14 protein-coding genes are annotated in these 17,198 nt (G+C 31.9%); 5 read left to right on the top strand and 9 right to left on the bottom strand.

Annotated elements, in window-relative coordinates; genetic code table 11:
- Positions 1-13 precede the first annotated feature (13 nt).
- Complete coding sequence (gene sucC / locus BFJ87_RS00070) at positions 14-1,204, top strand: ADP-forming succinate--CoA ligase subunit beta (RefSeq protein ID WP_077398404.1); 1,191 nt, start codon at positions 14-16, stop codon at positions 1,202-1,204.
- Positions 1,205-1,274: 70 nt separating this feature from the next.
- Here the strand turns inward: sucC and BFJ87_RS00065 are convergent, their stop codons facing one another.
- Positions 1,275-1,661: a DUF1456 family protein gene (locus BFJ87_RS00065; protein ID WP_077398402.1), complete on the bottom strand. Its 387-nt coding sequence runs from the start codon at positions 1,659-1,661 to the stop codon at positions 1,275-1,277.
- A 92-nt stretch (positions 1,662-1,753) separates the two neighbouring features.
- Here BFJ87_RS00065 and BFJ87_RS00060 point away from each other — a divergent pair, with 92 nt between their 5' ends.
- On the top strand, positions 1,754-2,206 hold the full coding sequence (locus tag BFJ87_RS00060; RefSeq protein ID WP_245799566.1) for a TerB family tellurite resistance protein: 453 nt from the start codon (positions 1,754-1,756) through the stop codon (positions 2,204-2,206).
- A 205-nt stretch (positions 2,207-2,411) separates the two neighbouring features.
- The gene (locus tag BFJ87_RS00055) at positions 2,412-2,834 is read left to right on the top strand and encodes an Hsp20/alpha crystallin family protein (RefSeq protein WP_077398398.1); all 423 of its coding nucleotides are present in this window, start codon (positions 2,412-2,414) and stop codon (positions 2,832-2,834) included.
- Between the two features lie 100 nt (positions 2,835-2,934).
- Here BFJ87_RS00055 and uvrB read toward each other — a convergent pair whose 3' ends face one another.
- The 5 genes from uvrB to BFJ87_RS00030 all read right to left on the bottom strand — a co-directional run bounded on the left by uvrB (position 2,935) and on the right by BFJ87_RS00030 (position 12,115).
- Positions 2,935-4,920 (bottom strand): excinuclease ABC subunit UvrB, encoded by a 1,986-nt coding sequence (gene uvrB / locus BFJ87_RS00050; RefSeq protein ID WP_077398396.1) that lies wholly within the window; start codon positions 4,918-4,920, stop codon positions 2,935-2,937.
- Positions 4,921-5,054: 134 nt separating this feature from the next.
- On the bottom strand, positions 5,055-7,784 hold the full coding sequence (locus tag BFJ87_RS00045; protein WP_077398394.1) for a T9SS type B sorting domain-containing protein: 2,730 nt from the start codon (positions 7,782-7,784) through the stop codon (positions 5,055-5,057).
- A 30-nt stretch (positions 7,785-7,814) separates the two neighbouring features.
- Positions 7,815-8,648, bottom strand: a complete 834-nt coding sequence (locus tag BFJ87_RS00040) for an ABC transporter permease (RefSeq protein WP_077398392.1) — start codon at positions 8,646-8,648, stop codon at positions 7,815-7,817.
- A 27-nt stretch (positions 8,649-8,675) separates the two neighbouring features.
- A complete protein-coding gene (locus tag BFJ87_RS00035; RefSeq protein ID WP_077398390.1) occupies positions 8,676-9,578 on the bottom strand; it encodes an ABC transporter ATP-binding protein in 903 nt (300 codons plus the stop codon).
- An 86-nt stretch (positions 9,579-9,664) separates the two neighbouring features.
- Positions 9,665-12,115 (bottom strand): DUF11 domain-containing protein, encoded by a 2,451-nt coding sequence (locus BFJ87_RS00030; protein WP_077398388.1) that lies wholly within the window; start codon positions 12,113-12,115, stop codon positions 9,665-9,667.
- Positions 12,116-12,287: 172 nt separating this feature from the next.
- Here BFJ87_RS00030 and BFJ87_RS00025 point away from each other — a divergent pair, with 172 nt between their 5' ends.
- On the top strand, positions 12,288-13,373 hold the full coding sequence (locus tag BFJ87_RS00025) for a hypothetical protein (RefSeq protein ID WP_077398386.1): 1,086 nt from the start codon (positions 12,288-12,290) through the stop codon (positions 13,371-13,373).
- A 57-nt stretch (positions 13,374-13,430) separates the two neighbouring features.
- Here BFJ87_RS00025 and BFJ87_RS00020 read toward each other — a convergent pair whose 3' ends face one another.
- Genes BFJ87_RS00020 through BFJ87_RS00010 form a run of 3 tightly spaced genes read right to left on the bottom strand, consistent with a single transcriptional unit; the run spans position 13,431 to position 16,116 of the window.
- Positions 13,431-14,489 (bottom strand): nucleoid-associated protein, encoded by a 1,059-nt coding sequence (locus BFJ87_RS00020; protein WP_077398384.1) that lies wholly within the window; start codon positions 14,487-14,489, stop codon positions 13,431-13,433.
- 54 nt (positions 14,490-14,543) lie between these two features.
- Positions 14,544-15,056, bottom strand: a complete 513-nt coding sequence (locus BFJ87_RS00015) for an IS1096 element passenger TnpR family protein (protein ID WP_077398382.1) — start codon at positions 15,054-15,056, stop codon at positions 14,544-14,546.
- A 25-nt stretch (positions 15,057-15,081) separates the two neighbouring features.
- On the bottom strand, positions 15,082-16,116 hold the full coding sequence (locus BFJ87_RS00010; RefSeq protein ID WP_077398380.1) for a COX15/CtaA family protein: 1,035 nt from the start codon (positions 16,114-16,116) through the stop codon (positions 15,082-15,084).
- 291 nt (positions 16,117-16,407) lie between these two features.
- On the opposite strand from BFJ87_RS00010, the gene BFJ87_RS00005 reads away from it, so the two are divergent.
- A complete protein-coding gene (locus BFJ87_RS00005) occupies positions 16,408-16,986 on the top strand; it encodes a TetR/AcrR family transcriptional regulator (protein ID WP_077398378.1) in 579 nt (192 codons plus the stop codon).
- The last annotated feature ends 212 nt before the right edge of the window (positions 16,987-17,198 follow it).

Genomic DNA, 17,198 nt, shown 5'->3' with positions numbered 1-17,198 from the left:
ATACCTAATATATATGAACCTTCACGAATATCAAGGAAAAGAGATTTTAGCAAGCTTTGGCGTACGTATACAACGTGGCATTGTTGCTCATAACGCACAAGAAGCTGTAACTGCTGCAAAGCAACTTACAGAAGAAACTGGCACTGGATGGCATGTAATTAAAGCACAGGTACATGCTGGTGGTAGAGGTAAAGGTGGGGGAGTTAAACTTGCCAAAAACTTAAACGAAGTAGAAGAAATTGCAGGTAACATTATTGGGATGAACCTAATTACACCGCAAACTTCTGCAGAGGGTAAAAAAGTTCACCAAGTTTTGGTAGCAGAAGATGTTTACTATCCTGGTGAGAGTGAAACATCAGAATTTTATATGTCTGTTTTATTAAACAGAGCTACTGGTAGAAATATGATTATGTATTCTACAGAAGGTGGTATGGATATAGAAGAAGTTGCAGAAAAAACTCCACACTTAATTTTTACAGAAGAAATAGATCCTGCAACAGGTTTACTAGGTTTTCAAGCGCGTAAAATTGCTTTTAACTTAGGTTTATCTGGTGTAGCTTTTAAAGAAATGACAAAATTTGTTGCTTCTTTATACAAAGCTTATGTAGAAAGTGATTCTAGTATGTTTGAAATTAACCCAGTGTTAAAAACATCAGACAATAAAATTATGGCTGTAGATGCTAAAGTATCTATAGATGATAATGCATTATACAGAAGAAAGCAATACGCAGAAATGAGAGATTTGCGTGAAGAAAATCCAATTGAGGTTGAAGCTGGAGCATTAGGCTTAAACTATGTAGACTTAGACGGTAACGTTGGTTGTATGGTTAATGGTGCTGGTTTAGCAATGGCAACTATGGATTTAATTAAGCAAGCAGGTGGTGAGCCAGCTAACTTTTTAGATGTTGGTGGTACTGCAGATGCTGCACGTGTAGAGGCTGCTTTTAAAATTATATTAAAAGATCCTGCTGTAAAGGCAATCTTAATTAATATTTTTGGTGGTATTGTACGTTGTGACCGTGTTGCTCAAGGTGTTATAGATGCTTACAAAAATATGGGAACTATAAATGTGCCAATTATTGTACGTTTACAAGGTACTAATGCAGATATAGCTAAGGAATTAATAGACAATTCTGGTTTAGATGTACAGTCTGCTGTACAGTTCCAAGAAGCTGCAGATAAAGTAAAAGAAGTTTTGGCTTAAGCTAAAAACAGTAATACTAAAAAAGGGACAATCTTAAAGATTGTCCCTTTTTTTATGCTAAAAAAATATATTATTTTTTCTTGTTTTTATACTTTACATTGCTAAGATCCTGAGACCTGTTCTTTTCTCTAACCTTATCTTTGTAAATAGGTTTAGGTTTGTTGTTGGCGTATATTTTTTTCTTTGGTAGGGTACTTTTTCCTTTTTTAGCTAAAGCTTCAGCAGGAGTAGTTGGGTTATCCTTAGATCCTCGCAAATAAATTACAAGTCCGTTTAAAAAATTACGAAGAATTTGGTCTCCACACTCCATATATTTAGGATGATCTTCTTTCCTAAAAAAAGCACCAAGTTCACTTGTAGAAATTTTAAAGTCCACTAGTTTTAAAATTTCCACAATATCATCATCACGTAGCATAAGTGCTACTCTCAATTTTTTTAGGACATCATTATTTGTCATATATAACTATATTATTTTGCACAAAGTTACTATAAATATACCATTGATACATAGATATGCTTCAGTTATACATTTTCTAGACAATTTTTTGGATGATTTTTATAAAATGCAGTATATTGCTGCCAATAAATTTAGCTATGTCTGTAAAAACCAATTATTTAAAAAAACTTAGTGTATTATTAGATTTAATTGATTTGGCTAAGGTTGATGGCCTTGTACAATCTGAGTACGACTTTTTAGTAGAAGTTGCAGAAGACTTAGGTGTAGATGCTGTGGTGTTAGATTCTCTTTTTGAAGCAAAAATAGAGCGTATAAAGCCAGGTACAGAAGCAGAAAAAATTAGTCATTTTTTTAATCTAGTTAAATTAATGAATGTAGATGAAAAACAATCTATATTAGAAATTAACAAACTTCACAAATTAGGTTTAGGTATGGGATTATCTCCAATGGCCATACAACAAGTTTTATCTATTATGCATAATTACCCAAATAAAGAAGTTCCTTTAGCTGTAATAGAAGAGGCATTTAAGGCTCAGCAAAACTAATTACCTCACTTTTTTAATACTTAACGTTAACTGCTCTTACTTTATAGTTTGTTGTAGCACAATTTGTCGTGCCCAACATTTCTAAATATGTCTTTTTGTCACTTTAATATCATTTAAATATGTCAAAAAGTCATTATTTATAGGTTGGTATAACATTTGAAAAGTAACATAACAAGAAAATTATTAAAATTTAAAATTGTTAGTTATGAGTTTAGTTAAAAGAAATACAGTTTTTCCATCATTATTAAATGAAATACTAAATACAGATTGGTATGGAGGTTTAGAGAATAATACATCTAACACTGCGCCAGTAAATATTAAGGAAAACGAAAAAGATTATACCTTGGAGTTATTAGCTCCAGGCAGAGAAAAAGAAGATTTTAATATAGAAATAGATAAAAATATTTTATCTGTATCTGTGTTAGATGAAAAGGTTAAAACAGATGTAAACGAAAAGTTCTCATTAAAAGAATTTAGTGTAAAAAGCTTTAAAAGAACCTTTAGTTTGCCAGATACTATTAATGATGATAGTATAAACGTAACCTATAAAAATGGAATTCTAAAGTTTACTTTGCCTAAAAAAGAAGAAGCATTACCTAAGCCAAAAAGGTTAATAGAGATTGCTTAATAAAGTTTAAATATTGTTTTGTATGCTAGTACAAAGCAATATTAGATTTGGTTGGTTAGTTTTTGTAAAGTGCCCTAAGTAAAATTACTTAGGGCATTTTTTATTTTTCCTGTAAAGCTTTTATTTCATCTCTTAATTTAGCCGCTTGCATAAAATCTAATTCTTTAGCAGCTTTTTCCATAGCTTTACGTTTTTCACGTATCATTTTATCTTTTTGGTCTGTTGTTAAGTACGCCATATCTGGCTCTGCAGCTCGCATTTCTTCTTTTTCAAAATGGTATGTAGAAACAGAGTTTTGAGACAAAGCACTATCCAAACTTTTATTTAAAGCCATAGGCTTTTTATTATGTTTAGTGTTGTAAGCAATTTGGCGTTCTCTTCTATAGTTGGTTTCATCAATAGTTTTTTGCATACTAGCTGTAATTTTATCAGCATACATAATAGCTTTACCATTCACATTTCTGGCAGCCCTACCAACTGTTTGTGTTAAAGAACGTGCGCTACGTAAAAAGCCTTCTTTATCAGCATCTAAAATTGCAACTAAAGACACCTCTGGTAAATCTAATCCTTCTCTTAAAAGGTTTACACCAATAAGTACATCAAACAAACCTTTACGTAAGTCTTGCATAATTTCTACACGTTCTAGCGTATCTACATCACTGTGAATGTAACGGCAACGTACACTAATACGGTCTAAATATTTAGCTAATTCTTCCGCCATACGTTTGGTAAGCGTAGTAACTAAAGTGCGCTCATCTTTTTCTATACGTAAGTGTATTTCCTCTACCAAATCATCTATTTGGTTTAAACTTGGTCTTATTTCTATAATAGGGTCTAGTAAGCCTGTAGGTCTAATAACCTGCTCTACATATACACCACCACTTAACTGCAATTCATAATCTGCAGGAGTAGCACTTACGTGTATTACCTGGTTCTGTATCATTTCAAATTCTTCAAACTTTAATGGCCTGTTGTCCATAGCAGCTGGTAATCTAAATCCATATTCAACCAAGTTTTCTTTTCTACTTCTATCACCACCATACATAGCATGTACTTGTGGTACAGTAACGTGGCTCTCATCTATCACCATTAAATAATCATCCGGAAAATAATCTAGCAAACAAAAGGGTCTAGTTCCTGGGAGTCTTCCATCCAAATATCTAGAGTAGTTTTCTATCCCAGAACAATACCCAAGTTCACGTATCATTTCTAAGTCAAACGTAGTACGTTCCTCAAGGCGTTTAGCCTCTAAATGTTTACCAATTTCCTTAAAATAATCTACCTGTTTAACCATATCTGCCTGTATAGCGTGTATGGCATTTTGTAAAATATCTGGAGATGTAACAAACATATTAGCTGGGTAAATATTTAAATTCTCATATACCTCTAATACTTTGTTGTGTAATGGGGCAAAAGCTTCAATTTCTTCAATTTCATCACCAAAAAAATGAATTCTAAACGCATGATCTGCATAACTAGGAAAAACATCTACCACATCTCCTTTAACTCTAAAGTTTCCATTTCTAAAATCTTCAGTAGTTCTAGAGTATAAACTTTGTACCAATTGGTGTAAAAATTTGGTTCTAGATATAATCTGATCTCTTTTTATAGAAATTACATTTTTTTGAAACTCCACAGGGTTACCAATACCGTATAAGCAAGATACAGACGCAATAACAATAACATCTCTACGGCCAGAAAGTAGAGAAGATGTAGCACTTAATCGCAACTTCTCTATATCTTCATTAATAGATAAATCCTTTTCTATAAAAGTACCGGTAGTAGGTATATACGCTTCAGGTTGATAATAATCATAATAAGACACAAAATACTCTACAGCATTTTCTGGAAAAAACTGTTTAAACTCAGAATACAATTGCGCAGCCAAGGTTTTATTATGTGCTAAAACCAATGTAGGTTTTTGTACCTTTTCTACCACATTGGCCACTGTAAACGTTTTGCCAGAACCCGTAACCCCCAGCAATGTTTGGTGTTTTTCTCCTTCATTTACCCCTTTAACCAACTCTTTAATTGCTTGTGGTTGGTCGCCAGTAGGCTCAAATTTTGATACAACTTTAAATTTCATAGATTAAAAGTAACAAATACCGCAATAAAAGCATACAAATAAGCAATGTATTTTGGACGCTCGGGCGGGCTTTACGCTATACTCCGTTTTGCCTATCGGCAAATACGTGGTGCCACTTCAATCCCTAGCGCAGCTTATCGTTTTAAAGAAAAATGACCATTAAAGTCTCTACCGTTTTCAAGTTTAGCTCTAAACCAATAATCAGACTCAGGAGCCGGGATACCTTTACTATCACCATCCCAACCATTAGAGCTAGGGTCAATTTTGGCAACAAGTACACCATATCTATCAAAAATATAAATATCACTTTTGGCCAAAAATGTAGCACTAATACCATCAATCTGCCAAGTATCATTAATGGCATCGCCATTTGGAGTAAACATTTTAGGATAGCCAATTACAGACACTTCAAAAGGAGTTGTAGTTCCACAACCATTTTTATCCCTTACAAAAACCTCTAAAATACCAGCAGGAACGTTGGTAAATGTATTGTTATCTTGGTATGGTCCGCGAGGGTCTAAAATAGCATACTCATAATCGCCATCTCCAGTAGCAATAATACCAATGCTATTATTGTTACTTAAATCTTTAACCTCTACATTAGTAATAATAGCAATATTAGATGGTGTAACAGTAAAATCTTTATAATTTGTACATATTTGTGCACCTCCATTATAGCTATAACCAAGTTCTAGCTTATATGCACCAACAGTGCTAATGGTAATATTGGCAGTGGTGCCTATTAAATTTTCTGTACCATTGGGTTCAATTTTAAACCAATTGTAAACGTCATAACCAGCTTCTGCATTAAGCTCTAAAACAGGATTGTCTGTACATAAAAAATACTCGTTATTAATAACAACTTCTGGGGTTGGTTGTACAATTAAAGTAATTTCTTCTACACCTTGGCATTGGTTGCTAGCTTCTAATCTAGCATATAATGTAGCACTAGTAGAAATGTAATTTTCACCAGAAATTGGGTTTAATTCTAAAGATGCATCTGTGATAGATGCATAAAAATTAACCTCTAAGCCTGGGTAGTCTAAAGTTTTTATATCTTCTAAATTAAAAACACCTGTTATTTCCGTATCAAAAGGATTACTATCACAAGCGTAATAGGGTAGTTTTGTAGGTAAACTACTAGTAGTAGGTTGTACCTCTAAATAAAGTTCGGCATAGGCAATACAACCATTTTCATTAGTAACACTGGTATAAATTGTTTGGTATTTAAAGTTTGTGTTTGTAAAACCAACAGGGTTTGTTATAGGTAAATTGGCATCTCTGTCTGCAACAGAAGCATAAAAGTTAACCGTATTCTCTGCTATACCGTTAGATATATAAAAACTAGCCTCTTCTAAATTAAAGCTAGCAAAACCATCTGTAGAATCAGTATCTAAATCGCACTGCGTTAAAGTGGTATTTATAACAATAGGTAACGGATTTATAGTTACTTGTGCTTCCCCAATTATAGGACACTCAGATGGGTCTGCAGGAGTTACTTCTAATGCATATTTTCCTGCATCTGCTAATGTAGCATTAGTAACATTTAATATATTACTATTATTTGTTATTGGAACTCCATTTAAAGACCAAGTATAAGTTGCTCCAGGAAGATTATCCACTTCTAGCGTAAAGTTATCTGCCTCACAAATAGTTAAAGACGGACTGGTACTACCGTCTGTGTTTTTTACCAAATCTTCTTTAGCAAAAAAAGACTGTATAAAAGGTGGCAAGCCTTGTGTCGCAAACTTACCTTGTAAATTAACAGCGTTATGTTGGTAGTTGGCAGCATTACCAATTTGGTTGGGGTTATTTATTACGCCTAAATATTGTGTACCTTGGTCATAATTAGTAGCAATGGTTCTGTAAATTTTACCATTTTCACCTAGTTGTAATGCGCCACGGTAAATATTTCTGTCATCTAAAACAACTTCACTAGCAGAAATACTAGGAGCCATTAAATTGTATTGCAAAAGATTAGATGTTTCTGTGGTTAATCCTTGTTGAGCATTGTAAGTATGTACGTAAAGCAACTCGTTATTAGGCGAAAACTCTAGTCCGTATGGATCCTTATTTGGAGCATTAATGTTTATGCGTTGTTCATTTGTGAGCACACCAGTGTCTGCATCAAAATCGTACAAATATAAACCCTGACTAACATTAGCAGATGCCATTTTAGTACCATCTGAAGAGAGTTTTAAATAACCTCTTTTATCAGAAATAAAACTACTTACTTTAGATTTTACAGAGGTAGTAACAACACCAGTATCATTTACCTCAAAGGCGTGAAATGTATCAAAAACACCTTCACTACCATCATTGGTAGCATAGGTAATTACCCAAACAGATTTATCAAAACAATCTTTAAGTACCGCTGTAATTTTTTCAGAACAGTAATCTAACAGTCTAACGTTTTTAGAGGTTACAGCACCTTTTCCACCATCTAAAGACATATCTACAGTAGAGTAATTAAGGCCATAATCTGGGTCTGCTTCAAAAACACTAGTATCTACAGTAAAAATGTAAAAAATATTAGTGTCTTTTTGGTTGGGAACAATCAATGCAGATTGCGAGCTAGAAGGATCACCATACAAGCCCGTACCATTCTGCATTATTGTATGGTCTTTTGTAAAAACACGTATGCCGTCAGTATAAAATAATAAGTTCCCAGTATCATCAGATATTGTTGCGCAACCTTCTGTTGTATTTAATTTACCGTCTGTAAGTGCACTAACGCTACCATCACCATTAAAACGTAAACCAGCACCTTCTCCAAAATACCAATTAGAGGCCTGTGTTTGACTAAAAGAGAGCAGGGGCAATAACATAGCTATTGCAAGTAGTAGTTTAGTGGTTGGTTTCATAAAAGCGTTCTCTAAAACGCTTAAATATACTTATAAATCTCGTTTTTTTAACAAAGCGTATGATAAATATATAAAAATAGCGGTCCAGCATAATACAATTACCAATTGTAATGGCTGTACACTGTAGTCTCTAGTGATATCTTCACCAACTTGCTGTGCGGCAGATTTTATAACATTTAACCTGCTAAAAGGTTCTGTTATTGTACTCCACATAGATCCAAAAGGGAAAAAACTAGTTACATTATCTGCTAATTCTTTAGAGTATTTAGATGCTAAATAAGTGTAAGGAATAATTTCTGCTCCAATAAACCATATAAATAAAAAGCCAAGAGCAAAAGCAGAGCGTTTTACCAAAATACCTACAAAAAAGCAAAAAGAGAAAAAACCAATAAGCTTTATAAAGTAGGCAGCTAAGTACTCTAAATCAGAAAATATAATAGAAAACTCATTAAAGTCTGAATAAATTAAACCTAAAAACAAAGAAATTAAAAATATAAAAACAGTAGATGCTAACGAAAATACACCTATTGTTAAAAATTTAGAAAGTATTAATTCTTTTTTAGATAGACCATCTATAAGGTTCTGCTTTATTGTTTTATTACTGTATTCATTAGCTATCATAGATACAATAACTATTGCTAAAAATACTTTTAGAAAAGCAGCCATAAAGGTGTTAAAATGCCAAATGTATGGGAAATTAAAAATACCAACATCTGCTATATGAAATTTTAATGGACCAAAATCAACTTTTATCATAGAAATACCAGCAATAAGTATCATTAAAATAAAATAAGATAGTATAAGAACTTTACTAGCTCTGTTATTCCATAATTTTATAAATTCTATTTGTAGTAAACGTAACATATTTTTTAGTTTTTTTGATTGTTGTAATTAGTTAGACTGGTTTTTTGTAAGCTCTAGAAATTGCTCTTCTAAGCTTTCTTTACGTTTTACTAAATGAGATAGAATTATACCATTATTATACAGCTCTTTGTTTAATTCTGAGGCATTTATTTCAGCTTTTAAATCTGCTATAATTAAACCACTTTCTTCTCTAACATTACTAAAATTAGGATTTAGTTTTAAAAATGATAAAAGTGCTTCATTGTTTTCTGCTTTTAACTCAAAAAAGCCATGACTAACAATCATTTCATCAACCCTACCAGAATATAATTTTTCTCCTTTTCTTAAAATAACTACGTGGCTACACACTTTTTCTACTTCATCTAATAAGTGAGAAGCTAGTAATATAGTGGTTCCTTGAGCAGCAATAATTTTTATAATTTCTCTAATTTGATGAATTCCTTGTGGATCTAAACCATTTGTTGGCTCATCTAAAATAAGTATTTCAGGGTCGTTAAGTAGGGCAGAGGCTATGGCTAAGCGTTGTTTCATACCTAAAGAATAGGTTTTAAACTTACTATTTTTACGATCTAAAAGTCCAACTAACTCTAGTTTTTCTTCAATTTTAGACTCATCTACCTCTTTAATTTTACAAACTAGCTTTAAGTTTTGTACGGCAGTCATATATGGGTAAAAGTTAGGCCTTTCTATAATGGCCCCAACTCTTTTTAAAGATTGGTGCGTATTTATGCTCCCATCAAACCAACTAAAATCTCCAGATGTTTTATTTACTACATTAAGTACAATCCCCAGGGTTGTAGATTTTCCACTTCCGTTTGGACCTAATATGCCATATACATTGCCTTTTTCAATTGTAAAAGATAAGTCTTTTACCGCGGTTAAATACCCGTATTTTTTTGTTAGATTTTGAACTTTAAGAATTGTTTTCAAAAGTAGTTGGTTTTATGATTGTTATTATCATATGACGAACTACTTCAGAATTTGTTACAATGTCTTACAAAAAATGATTGTTAACTTTAATTAAGTTTTACTCTATGTGTTATTCTTCTGTTGGTAATTACAGTTTTAGGTCTACCTAAAATAACAATGGTAACATCATCTGGTTCTCCATCACTATTTATATCAAAATCAGTACTATCACTTGGGTCATCAGAGGTATCTGAAATACTAAAACCATTTGGTAATTCTGCTTGTGCTTTAGCACTATTTGTTACCATTAAAGCCATTAGCTCTGCATTATTTATACTATGTGTTAATGTAAACCTTGCAGATGCAGATGGGGCTAATGTAGCAATAGATGCCGGAGTAATACTACCAGAATCTGCAATAGGGTCTGATATAGTTACATTGGTTAATGCGTTTGGTCCGTTGTTGGTTACAATAAGCTCATATGTAATTTGCTCGTTTAGAGAATCATAAGATCCGTCTGGTGCAGGTAGAGCAGACTTGGTTAATGTAATTTCATTATTTACTATGCTAACAGTTTCCGACATATCATCACTTGTAGTATTACTATCCACTTGGTCTTGGGAGTTGGTAACTGTATTAGTGTAAGATGTTGTACTAGAATTAAAAGGTAATTCATCTGCCCTAACTTCTAAAATAATAGATACCAATTCTCCTTGACTAAGAGTTCCTATTGTCCATTCTGGAGCAGACCAACTTCCTACGCTAGGACTAGCAGATAGTAATGTTAAACCAGCGGGAATAACATCAGTGATTTTTATGTTGGTAACATCATTAATACCAAGACTTTCTACAGTTACTTTAAACTCAAAAACATCACCTTCTAAAACAGAACTTACATTGGCTGTTTTTTTAACAACAATATCTGGCAAACAATAATAAGCAGCAATTGGCTGAGAATCATAGGTACAACCACCTTTGGTTACCCTAACAAAATAATCTCCTGCTTCATTAGGTGTGTAGCTAGAGAATATTGCACCAGGCACAGCTGTTCCGTTTTGAAACCATTGATATGCATCAAAATTGGCATCTACCACTTGTATTATGGAGCCAGGTAAACAACCTCCACCAGTTACTTGCAAATCTACTTCAGGAACTGTATCAAAACCAGAAAAATAGCCAGCAATACCACGTGCGCCATTAAAACCTAAAAACCCAACAGCTATAGGTCCTGTAGATTGTACAGAAACATTACCTGTTAAGTTAGGAACATAAAAGGTTTTCCAATCTGGAGAACCGGTTACTGGCGTTGCAGCTGGTAGTGTAACGTTTCCGTTACCATCTGTAACAGTTATATTACCGTCTGGAGTAGTGGTAGAGGCAATTATTGTAACCCCACCATTCATTGTAATGCCAGCGGCATCTTTTATATCTGGAATATTATTTAAACTATCTGGAAGTAAGCAGTTTACTGGAGCAACAAAGTTTAAGCCTACTGTAACTATAGAGGTACCACCAGCTAAAGATTGATAAGCATATGCATCTTTAGAAGTTGTTACAAACATATTGCCACCAGCTGCATTACTAGAATAATAGCTATCTGGAATTTCAAAATAATCTCCGTTGTTTATAGTAGCAATAGGTGTTGCAGATCCATTAACAAATATATCAGTACTATTTTGAGTACCAATAATTATTGGTTTTTCTGTTTCGTTATTACCATTACCACGAATAAAAACATATTCTTTACCTATTTTGTTTTGAGGTACAGGTTGGTCTATAGCGGCATCTCTACTAGAATTTCCGGTGCGCACAGCAATATTTAAACCACCGTTACTAATTACAATATTTTTAGTTGCTTGTACAGTAGCACCTAGCCAACCATCAATATTTGCGGTGGTCTGTTTTACATAGGCTTCAAATACAAAACTTTCATTTGCATTTAAAGTTACTTGGTATGTATCATCTGTTATGCCGCCAGCACTATTTCCTAATCTAAACTCAGTATTAGGGTCATAGCCAGATAATGTTACAACGGTGTTGTCTTCTGTAGCCATAATACCTAATGAGTTTGTTAAGCTGTTGTGTGTACCTCGGTTAGGAATACCGCCCCATTTAAAAATTTGCCCCATTGCTTGCCTACCTTTACTGGTAAGCGATGTAGATTGTGAGTTAGAGCTACCTCTGTAATTTACATAAAATTTTTCTCCACCAGGAGATTCAAAACGTAATCCACTTTGAGTTAAAACAATACCCGTATTGGCATTTTTAACTAAAGTAATATCGTTATCTCCATTAGTTAAATTGTAAGTGACAGGAGCTCCATTAGATATAGTTAAAGTAGCTATAGGAGCAGCAATTGTACCTTGGTAAACGTTTACAGTAAAAGCAGTAGTTTCTGGTGTAGATAAATACACGGCTTGTTCTCTTACAGCTTGGTTATTTCCTCCTTGCTTTAGCGGTGGTAGGTAGTGTAAATCACTTAATTGAGCGTATCCAAAATAATTAAATATTAAAAATAAAAGTACGCTTAACTTTTTAAAGGATTTAGTATGGTTCATTTTGTATTTTATATGGTATAACAAATAAAACCATACAATTTACATTTTCTAAATATATGTTGTATATGTGCTATTAATTGTTGTAATATGTTATAACTGATAGTTAACAAATAGTATTTATTTCTTTTTTATCTCAAGTAATTTTCTATTTTTATTGAAAACGTAAACTACAATGTCCGAAAAAAAATTAATGTCTAAAAAAAAGCCAGCTTACCCAGTAAGTAGTCATTTAGATGCCTATTTAGAATATTATAATAGAAAAATTGAAATTCCTATTTTTTATGAAGATTTACTACGTTTTTCTGGGTCTGTAGTTGTATATGATGCTGATGATAATGATACTTTGTGGGTACGTGTATACTACTCTGAATTTGATAGAGCAGAAATAGATTTGAGCCTTAAAAAAGTATACTCCATATTACTTTCTGATGGTGGAGATAATATTATACAATATTTAAATGTAGATGCTGTAGACTTCTGTACATTTGGTAATTCTAAGCCATTTAGAATAAAGGTACGTAATATTTTAAATGATAACTTCACCTACTTTTATGTAAAAAAAACAGACGCATCTAGAATTTATGGTTTAGAGCTAGAGCATATGCTTTCTCCTTATAACCTTAACTTTTTGGTGTATAAAGATACTTTAATTGAAGAGCATATATCTGGTATTCCGGGAGATGTTTTTATTAAAGATATGTTGCCAAAATGTACAGAGTCTGAAAAAGCACAACTTGCAAAGGAATTTGTTAAGTTTAATGAACGTTGTATGATAAGGTTGTTAGGAGATATGAGATCCTACAATTACGTTATTGTACCAGTACATGATTTTGATCATGTAGTTTACAGAATTAGAGCAATAGATTTTGACCAGCAATGTTTTGAAGGTAATTTAAAAGTATACAGACCTCAGTTTTTTAAAGAAAATTTTCAGATGGTAGAATTAGTTCGTAAAAAACTGTTAATTAGCTCTGTAGACCAGTATAAGTTAGAGGAGCGCTCTATTGTAGCAAAACGAATTATAAGTTCTGGGACTAGAATTAAAAAGTTAAGAGCAATTTGTAAAAAAGATACTATTTCTTCTCCAGAAAACATAAAAATGTTAAGAGAGCACATTTATGAATTAACTTTAGATATGCAGTTTAAAAAATGTCGTAAAATGGGAAGAGTATTAGATTTGGCTTTAGATTTTGTGAAGCGTAATTATGAAGATGTAAGTATGAAACAAATAATGGAACATAGAATTAAAATAAATTAATCTTATGCTCCATTACCAATACATTTTAAAAACTAAAGGCTAATTTTTAGTTAGTTTTTAGTTTTTTTCTTCTTTATTAAAATATACTAAGTAGTAATACATTTGTCGTTCTTCATCCCAACCTTTTTCTACAAATTTTTCTGCAGATTCTGGATTTATAAAGTCCATTTTTATTTGAATATTGGTATCTAAATTAATAACATTTTTAATTTTTTTACGAACATCAGATACTGCTTTATTAGCAATATTAAAGTTAGATACGTCTTCTACACTAAATTTAGGACCTTTTTCAACTTTGTAATGTTTAAACTCTGGTATTAACTCAGGGTTTTCCATTACTTCATTTAAGAATTCGGTTTCTTCAAAATTGTCATTTTTTGCAAAATGATTTACAGCCTTGTTCATAAATAATACTTCTTGCTGCTTGTCTTCTGCAGGTAAAACCACATCCTTTGCAAAGTTCTGACAAAATTTTAAATAATTTTTAGTATAAAATGTTTCATCAGCTAAAGCATCTACCCCCAAAAAGTTTTCTAACCAATACTTGGTATCGTAACGGTTACTATCTACAGATAAAACCTTATAACCTTCTTCTTTATGTGAGTTAAAAATCAGGCAACCCTTATCTAGCTTGTTAATGTTTATACCCTGTAAAATATTAATATCTATGTTTTCTCCGTCCTCTATTAGTTGTAAGAAATCGTGTTTAAGCTCGCTTTTAAATATACCAATTGCATCAATTTTTCTGTTATCTAATAATACATCGGTAAGGTGAGTTACATATAATTCTCCACTTTTAATATGTGGGTGGTTAGACTGCTCAAAAAGGTGGGTAGCTATTTTTTTAGAAACTGAATGGCAGCTTTCTGGTGCATCAAAAATTTCTGCAGCTAATTTGTATATTTCATTAAACTCTACATCTACCTCATTTGTAAATTTAAAATAGTTTTCTTCTTTTTCTCTAAATGGTTTAAAAAAGTACTCTTTTAAAAGTCCAGTAGTTTCATCATTTAAAGTAAACGGCTGACTAGATAAAAAGGCGCCTTCACCCTTATTTTTATTGCCCACACGGTGTATAGAAATACTTTCTATTTGAGTAGAATATAAATTTATCAATGGTATATAGTTTTATAATTAGTATTTGTAAAAGTATGTTATTTGTACTTAAAATTAGTTCCAATTTTCATCAAAATCTAAATCTTCATAACTACCTAGATCGTCTGTGTAATTTTCATCAAAATCATCACCTTCTAAATTGTCTGCTTCAAAGTTTTTTTCTGGCGGACTATCTGGTAATTCTCCAAAACTAAACAATACATTAGGGTAGGTTATACCGTCTTCATTATCTACAATATCAGCAAGCTCTACAAAGAAAGTCCACATACTTAAAAAATCATACACATAAATTAGTTTAGGTGTTTTTTCAGTAAGTATATCTTCTAAAAATATTTCGTTCATTAGTTTAACATCAGAACCATTTTCACTCATATCAAAAAGTGCAATTTCTTCGTCTTGGTTCCATTCTTCATCACAAGTATAAAAAGATGCCATTTCGCTTCCTAAAAAACCAAAAGCTTGTGTTATGGCGTTGTGTAAATCTTCTAGAGTATTACTATCTTCAATTTCTAAATCTCGGAATACATCATCTTTAGCATCTAAGATAATTCTAATTTTATAAATCATTTTTTAAATTTTGCGGGTTGCAAAGTTACAAAGTTTTATCTCTTTTAGCCGTATTTGCTAGTTCTAATACCATATAAAATTGAACTCCAAATAGTAATGAGGCTAAAACTAGGTGAAGTGTTTGGCTACCAAACGGAAAATGAATATAATTCATAGCTACACCAGTTATAATCTCTAGCAATAACAATAATAATACCCAGTTTATTTTACTTAATCCTAATTTTAATTTGTGTATTCTGTAAAACAAGTATACGTTTAATAGTAGTACAATAATAGAAAAAGATCTGTGAATGTAAAAAGTAATAGTAACATTGTTTAACCAAAGATGTTTAGCGGTTTCGCCAACTATATCTGCTTGGTCATCTACCATTTGCCTTACTTGTGTGCCTAGTATTATTTGTACTAAGGTTAATAGTAAAGTAATAATTATTAATTGTTTGGTTTTTTTGTCTTGAGTTTTATTGTTTACTGTTTTGTTTACAGTATAAATTAAATAGAGCAACATTGCAACTATGGCTAAAGCCATAACCATATGTACAGTTATTTTAACGGGATTTAAAACTGAATAGACTACTGTTGCCCCTAACCAAGCCTGAAAAACCATAGCAAAAACTATAGCCCAAGAAAGTAAGGTTACTATTTTTTTAGTTTTCCAATATTTTAATGATAGCAAGGCTAAAACCAAGGTAGCTAATCCTGCTAATGCACCAAAAAGTCTGTTTATGTACTCTATCCAAGTATGTGTGGCATTAAAGGTTGCGTAGTCATGTTTGGTATATGCTTCCCAATTTTTAATGTTAAACTGGGCTTTAGTTGTAACATCTTTAGTGGCAACCTGTAATGTTTTATCTACTATAATTACTTCTCCTTTTTTAAAAAAAGAAAACGGCTGCCATTGCAATTCGGTAATGTTAGTTGGCGGTATATATTGTCCAAAACATTTTGGCCAATCTGGGCATCCCATTCCACTACCTGTCATCCTTACTACTGCACCAGCAATAATAACCAAGTACACCAATATTAAAGATAATTTAGCTGTTTTTATAAATGTTTTTTGCATTTTTTTTGGAAGTCTAAAGTATACTACAAAAATACGTCTCTTTTGGTTTTAAAAGAAGTATTAAAAGCTAATAAAGTTATCTTTTTGTAGTGGCTTTAGTTTTTTTTATTTAAACTTAGTTAACCTCTTGGTTGTTGTTTGTATTCTTTGTTGTTAAAAAAAACTTTAATTCTACTGTTTTTTAACACAGCAATGCTTGTGAAGTTAACGTATGTTCATATATTTGACTTATGATATAATATTGTAATTATTATTAAAATTAATACTCCCCATATTAACAACCTATTTACTATGAAAAAATTGACAAAAAAAGAATTATTTTTTGAAAAGACACTTAAGTTAATAAGTGAAAAAGGCTTTAAAGCCACCACAATGCGAGACATTGCTCATGAATTAAATTTTGAAGTAGCTAATGTTTACAATTATATAGATTCTAAAGAATCTTTATTAGAAAATTATATTTTTGGAACTTTAGATGAATTTATTATTTATTTAGAAAACATTGTAGAGTCATCTTACTCTCCTGTAGAAAAGTTAAAGTTTGTAATATCTAAGCACGCCCAATATGCAATAAACAAGCCTTATGAGGTAGCACTTTTTGTATACGAGTGGCGTAATTTAAAAGGAGATAAATTACAGGAGTTTAAGGAAAAAAGAAGTAATTATATGTATACCGTGCGTCAAATCATTGAAGAAGGTATTAGTGAAGGGCAACTAAGAGAAATGGATGGTGAGTTTGCAACGTTTATGTTTTTCTCATCTATGCGTTGGTTGTTTAGTATGATTACCAACGATGATATAAAAGTAAACCCAATAGAGATAGAAAAGCAGTTAACAGATTTTATATTTAAAGGGATAGAAAATAAATAGATTACAGTTTTTTATATAAAAAAGAGGAAGCTTTTTTAGCTTCCTCTTTTTTGTTTTTATAGGATGTTTTGTTGTTTAATTTTTAACAACAATAAACTCAGATCTTCTGTTTTTTTGATGTTCTTCTTCAGAACATTTGCTGCTAGAGTCACAGTTGTTTGTAAGCTCAGACTCACCAAACCCTTTACCATACCCAAATTTTTGAGAATAAC

Origin of the sequence: Cellulophaga omnivescoria, from assembly GCF_001999725.1 — a bacterium.
GTDB classification, from domain to species: domain Bacteria; phylum Bacteroidota; class Bacteroidia; order Flavobacteriales; family Flavobacteriaceae; genus Cellulophaga; species Cellulophaga omnivescoria.
Note: the sequence above shows the minus strand (reverse complement) of the source record. Positions and strands in the feature narration are given on the sequence as shown.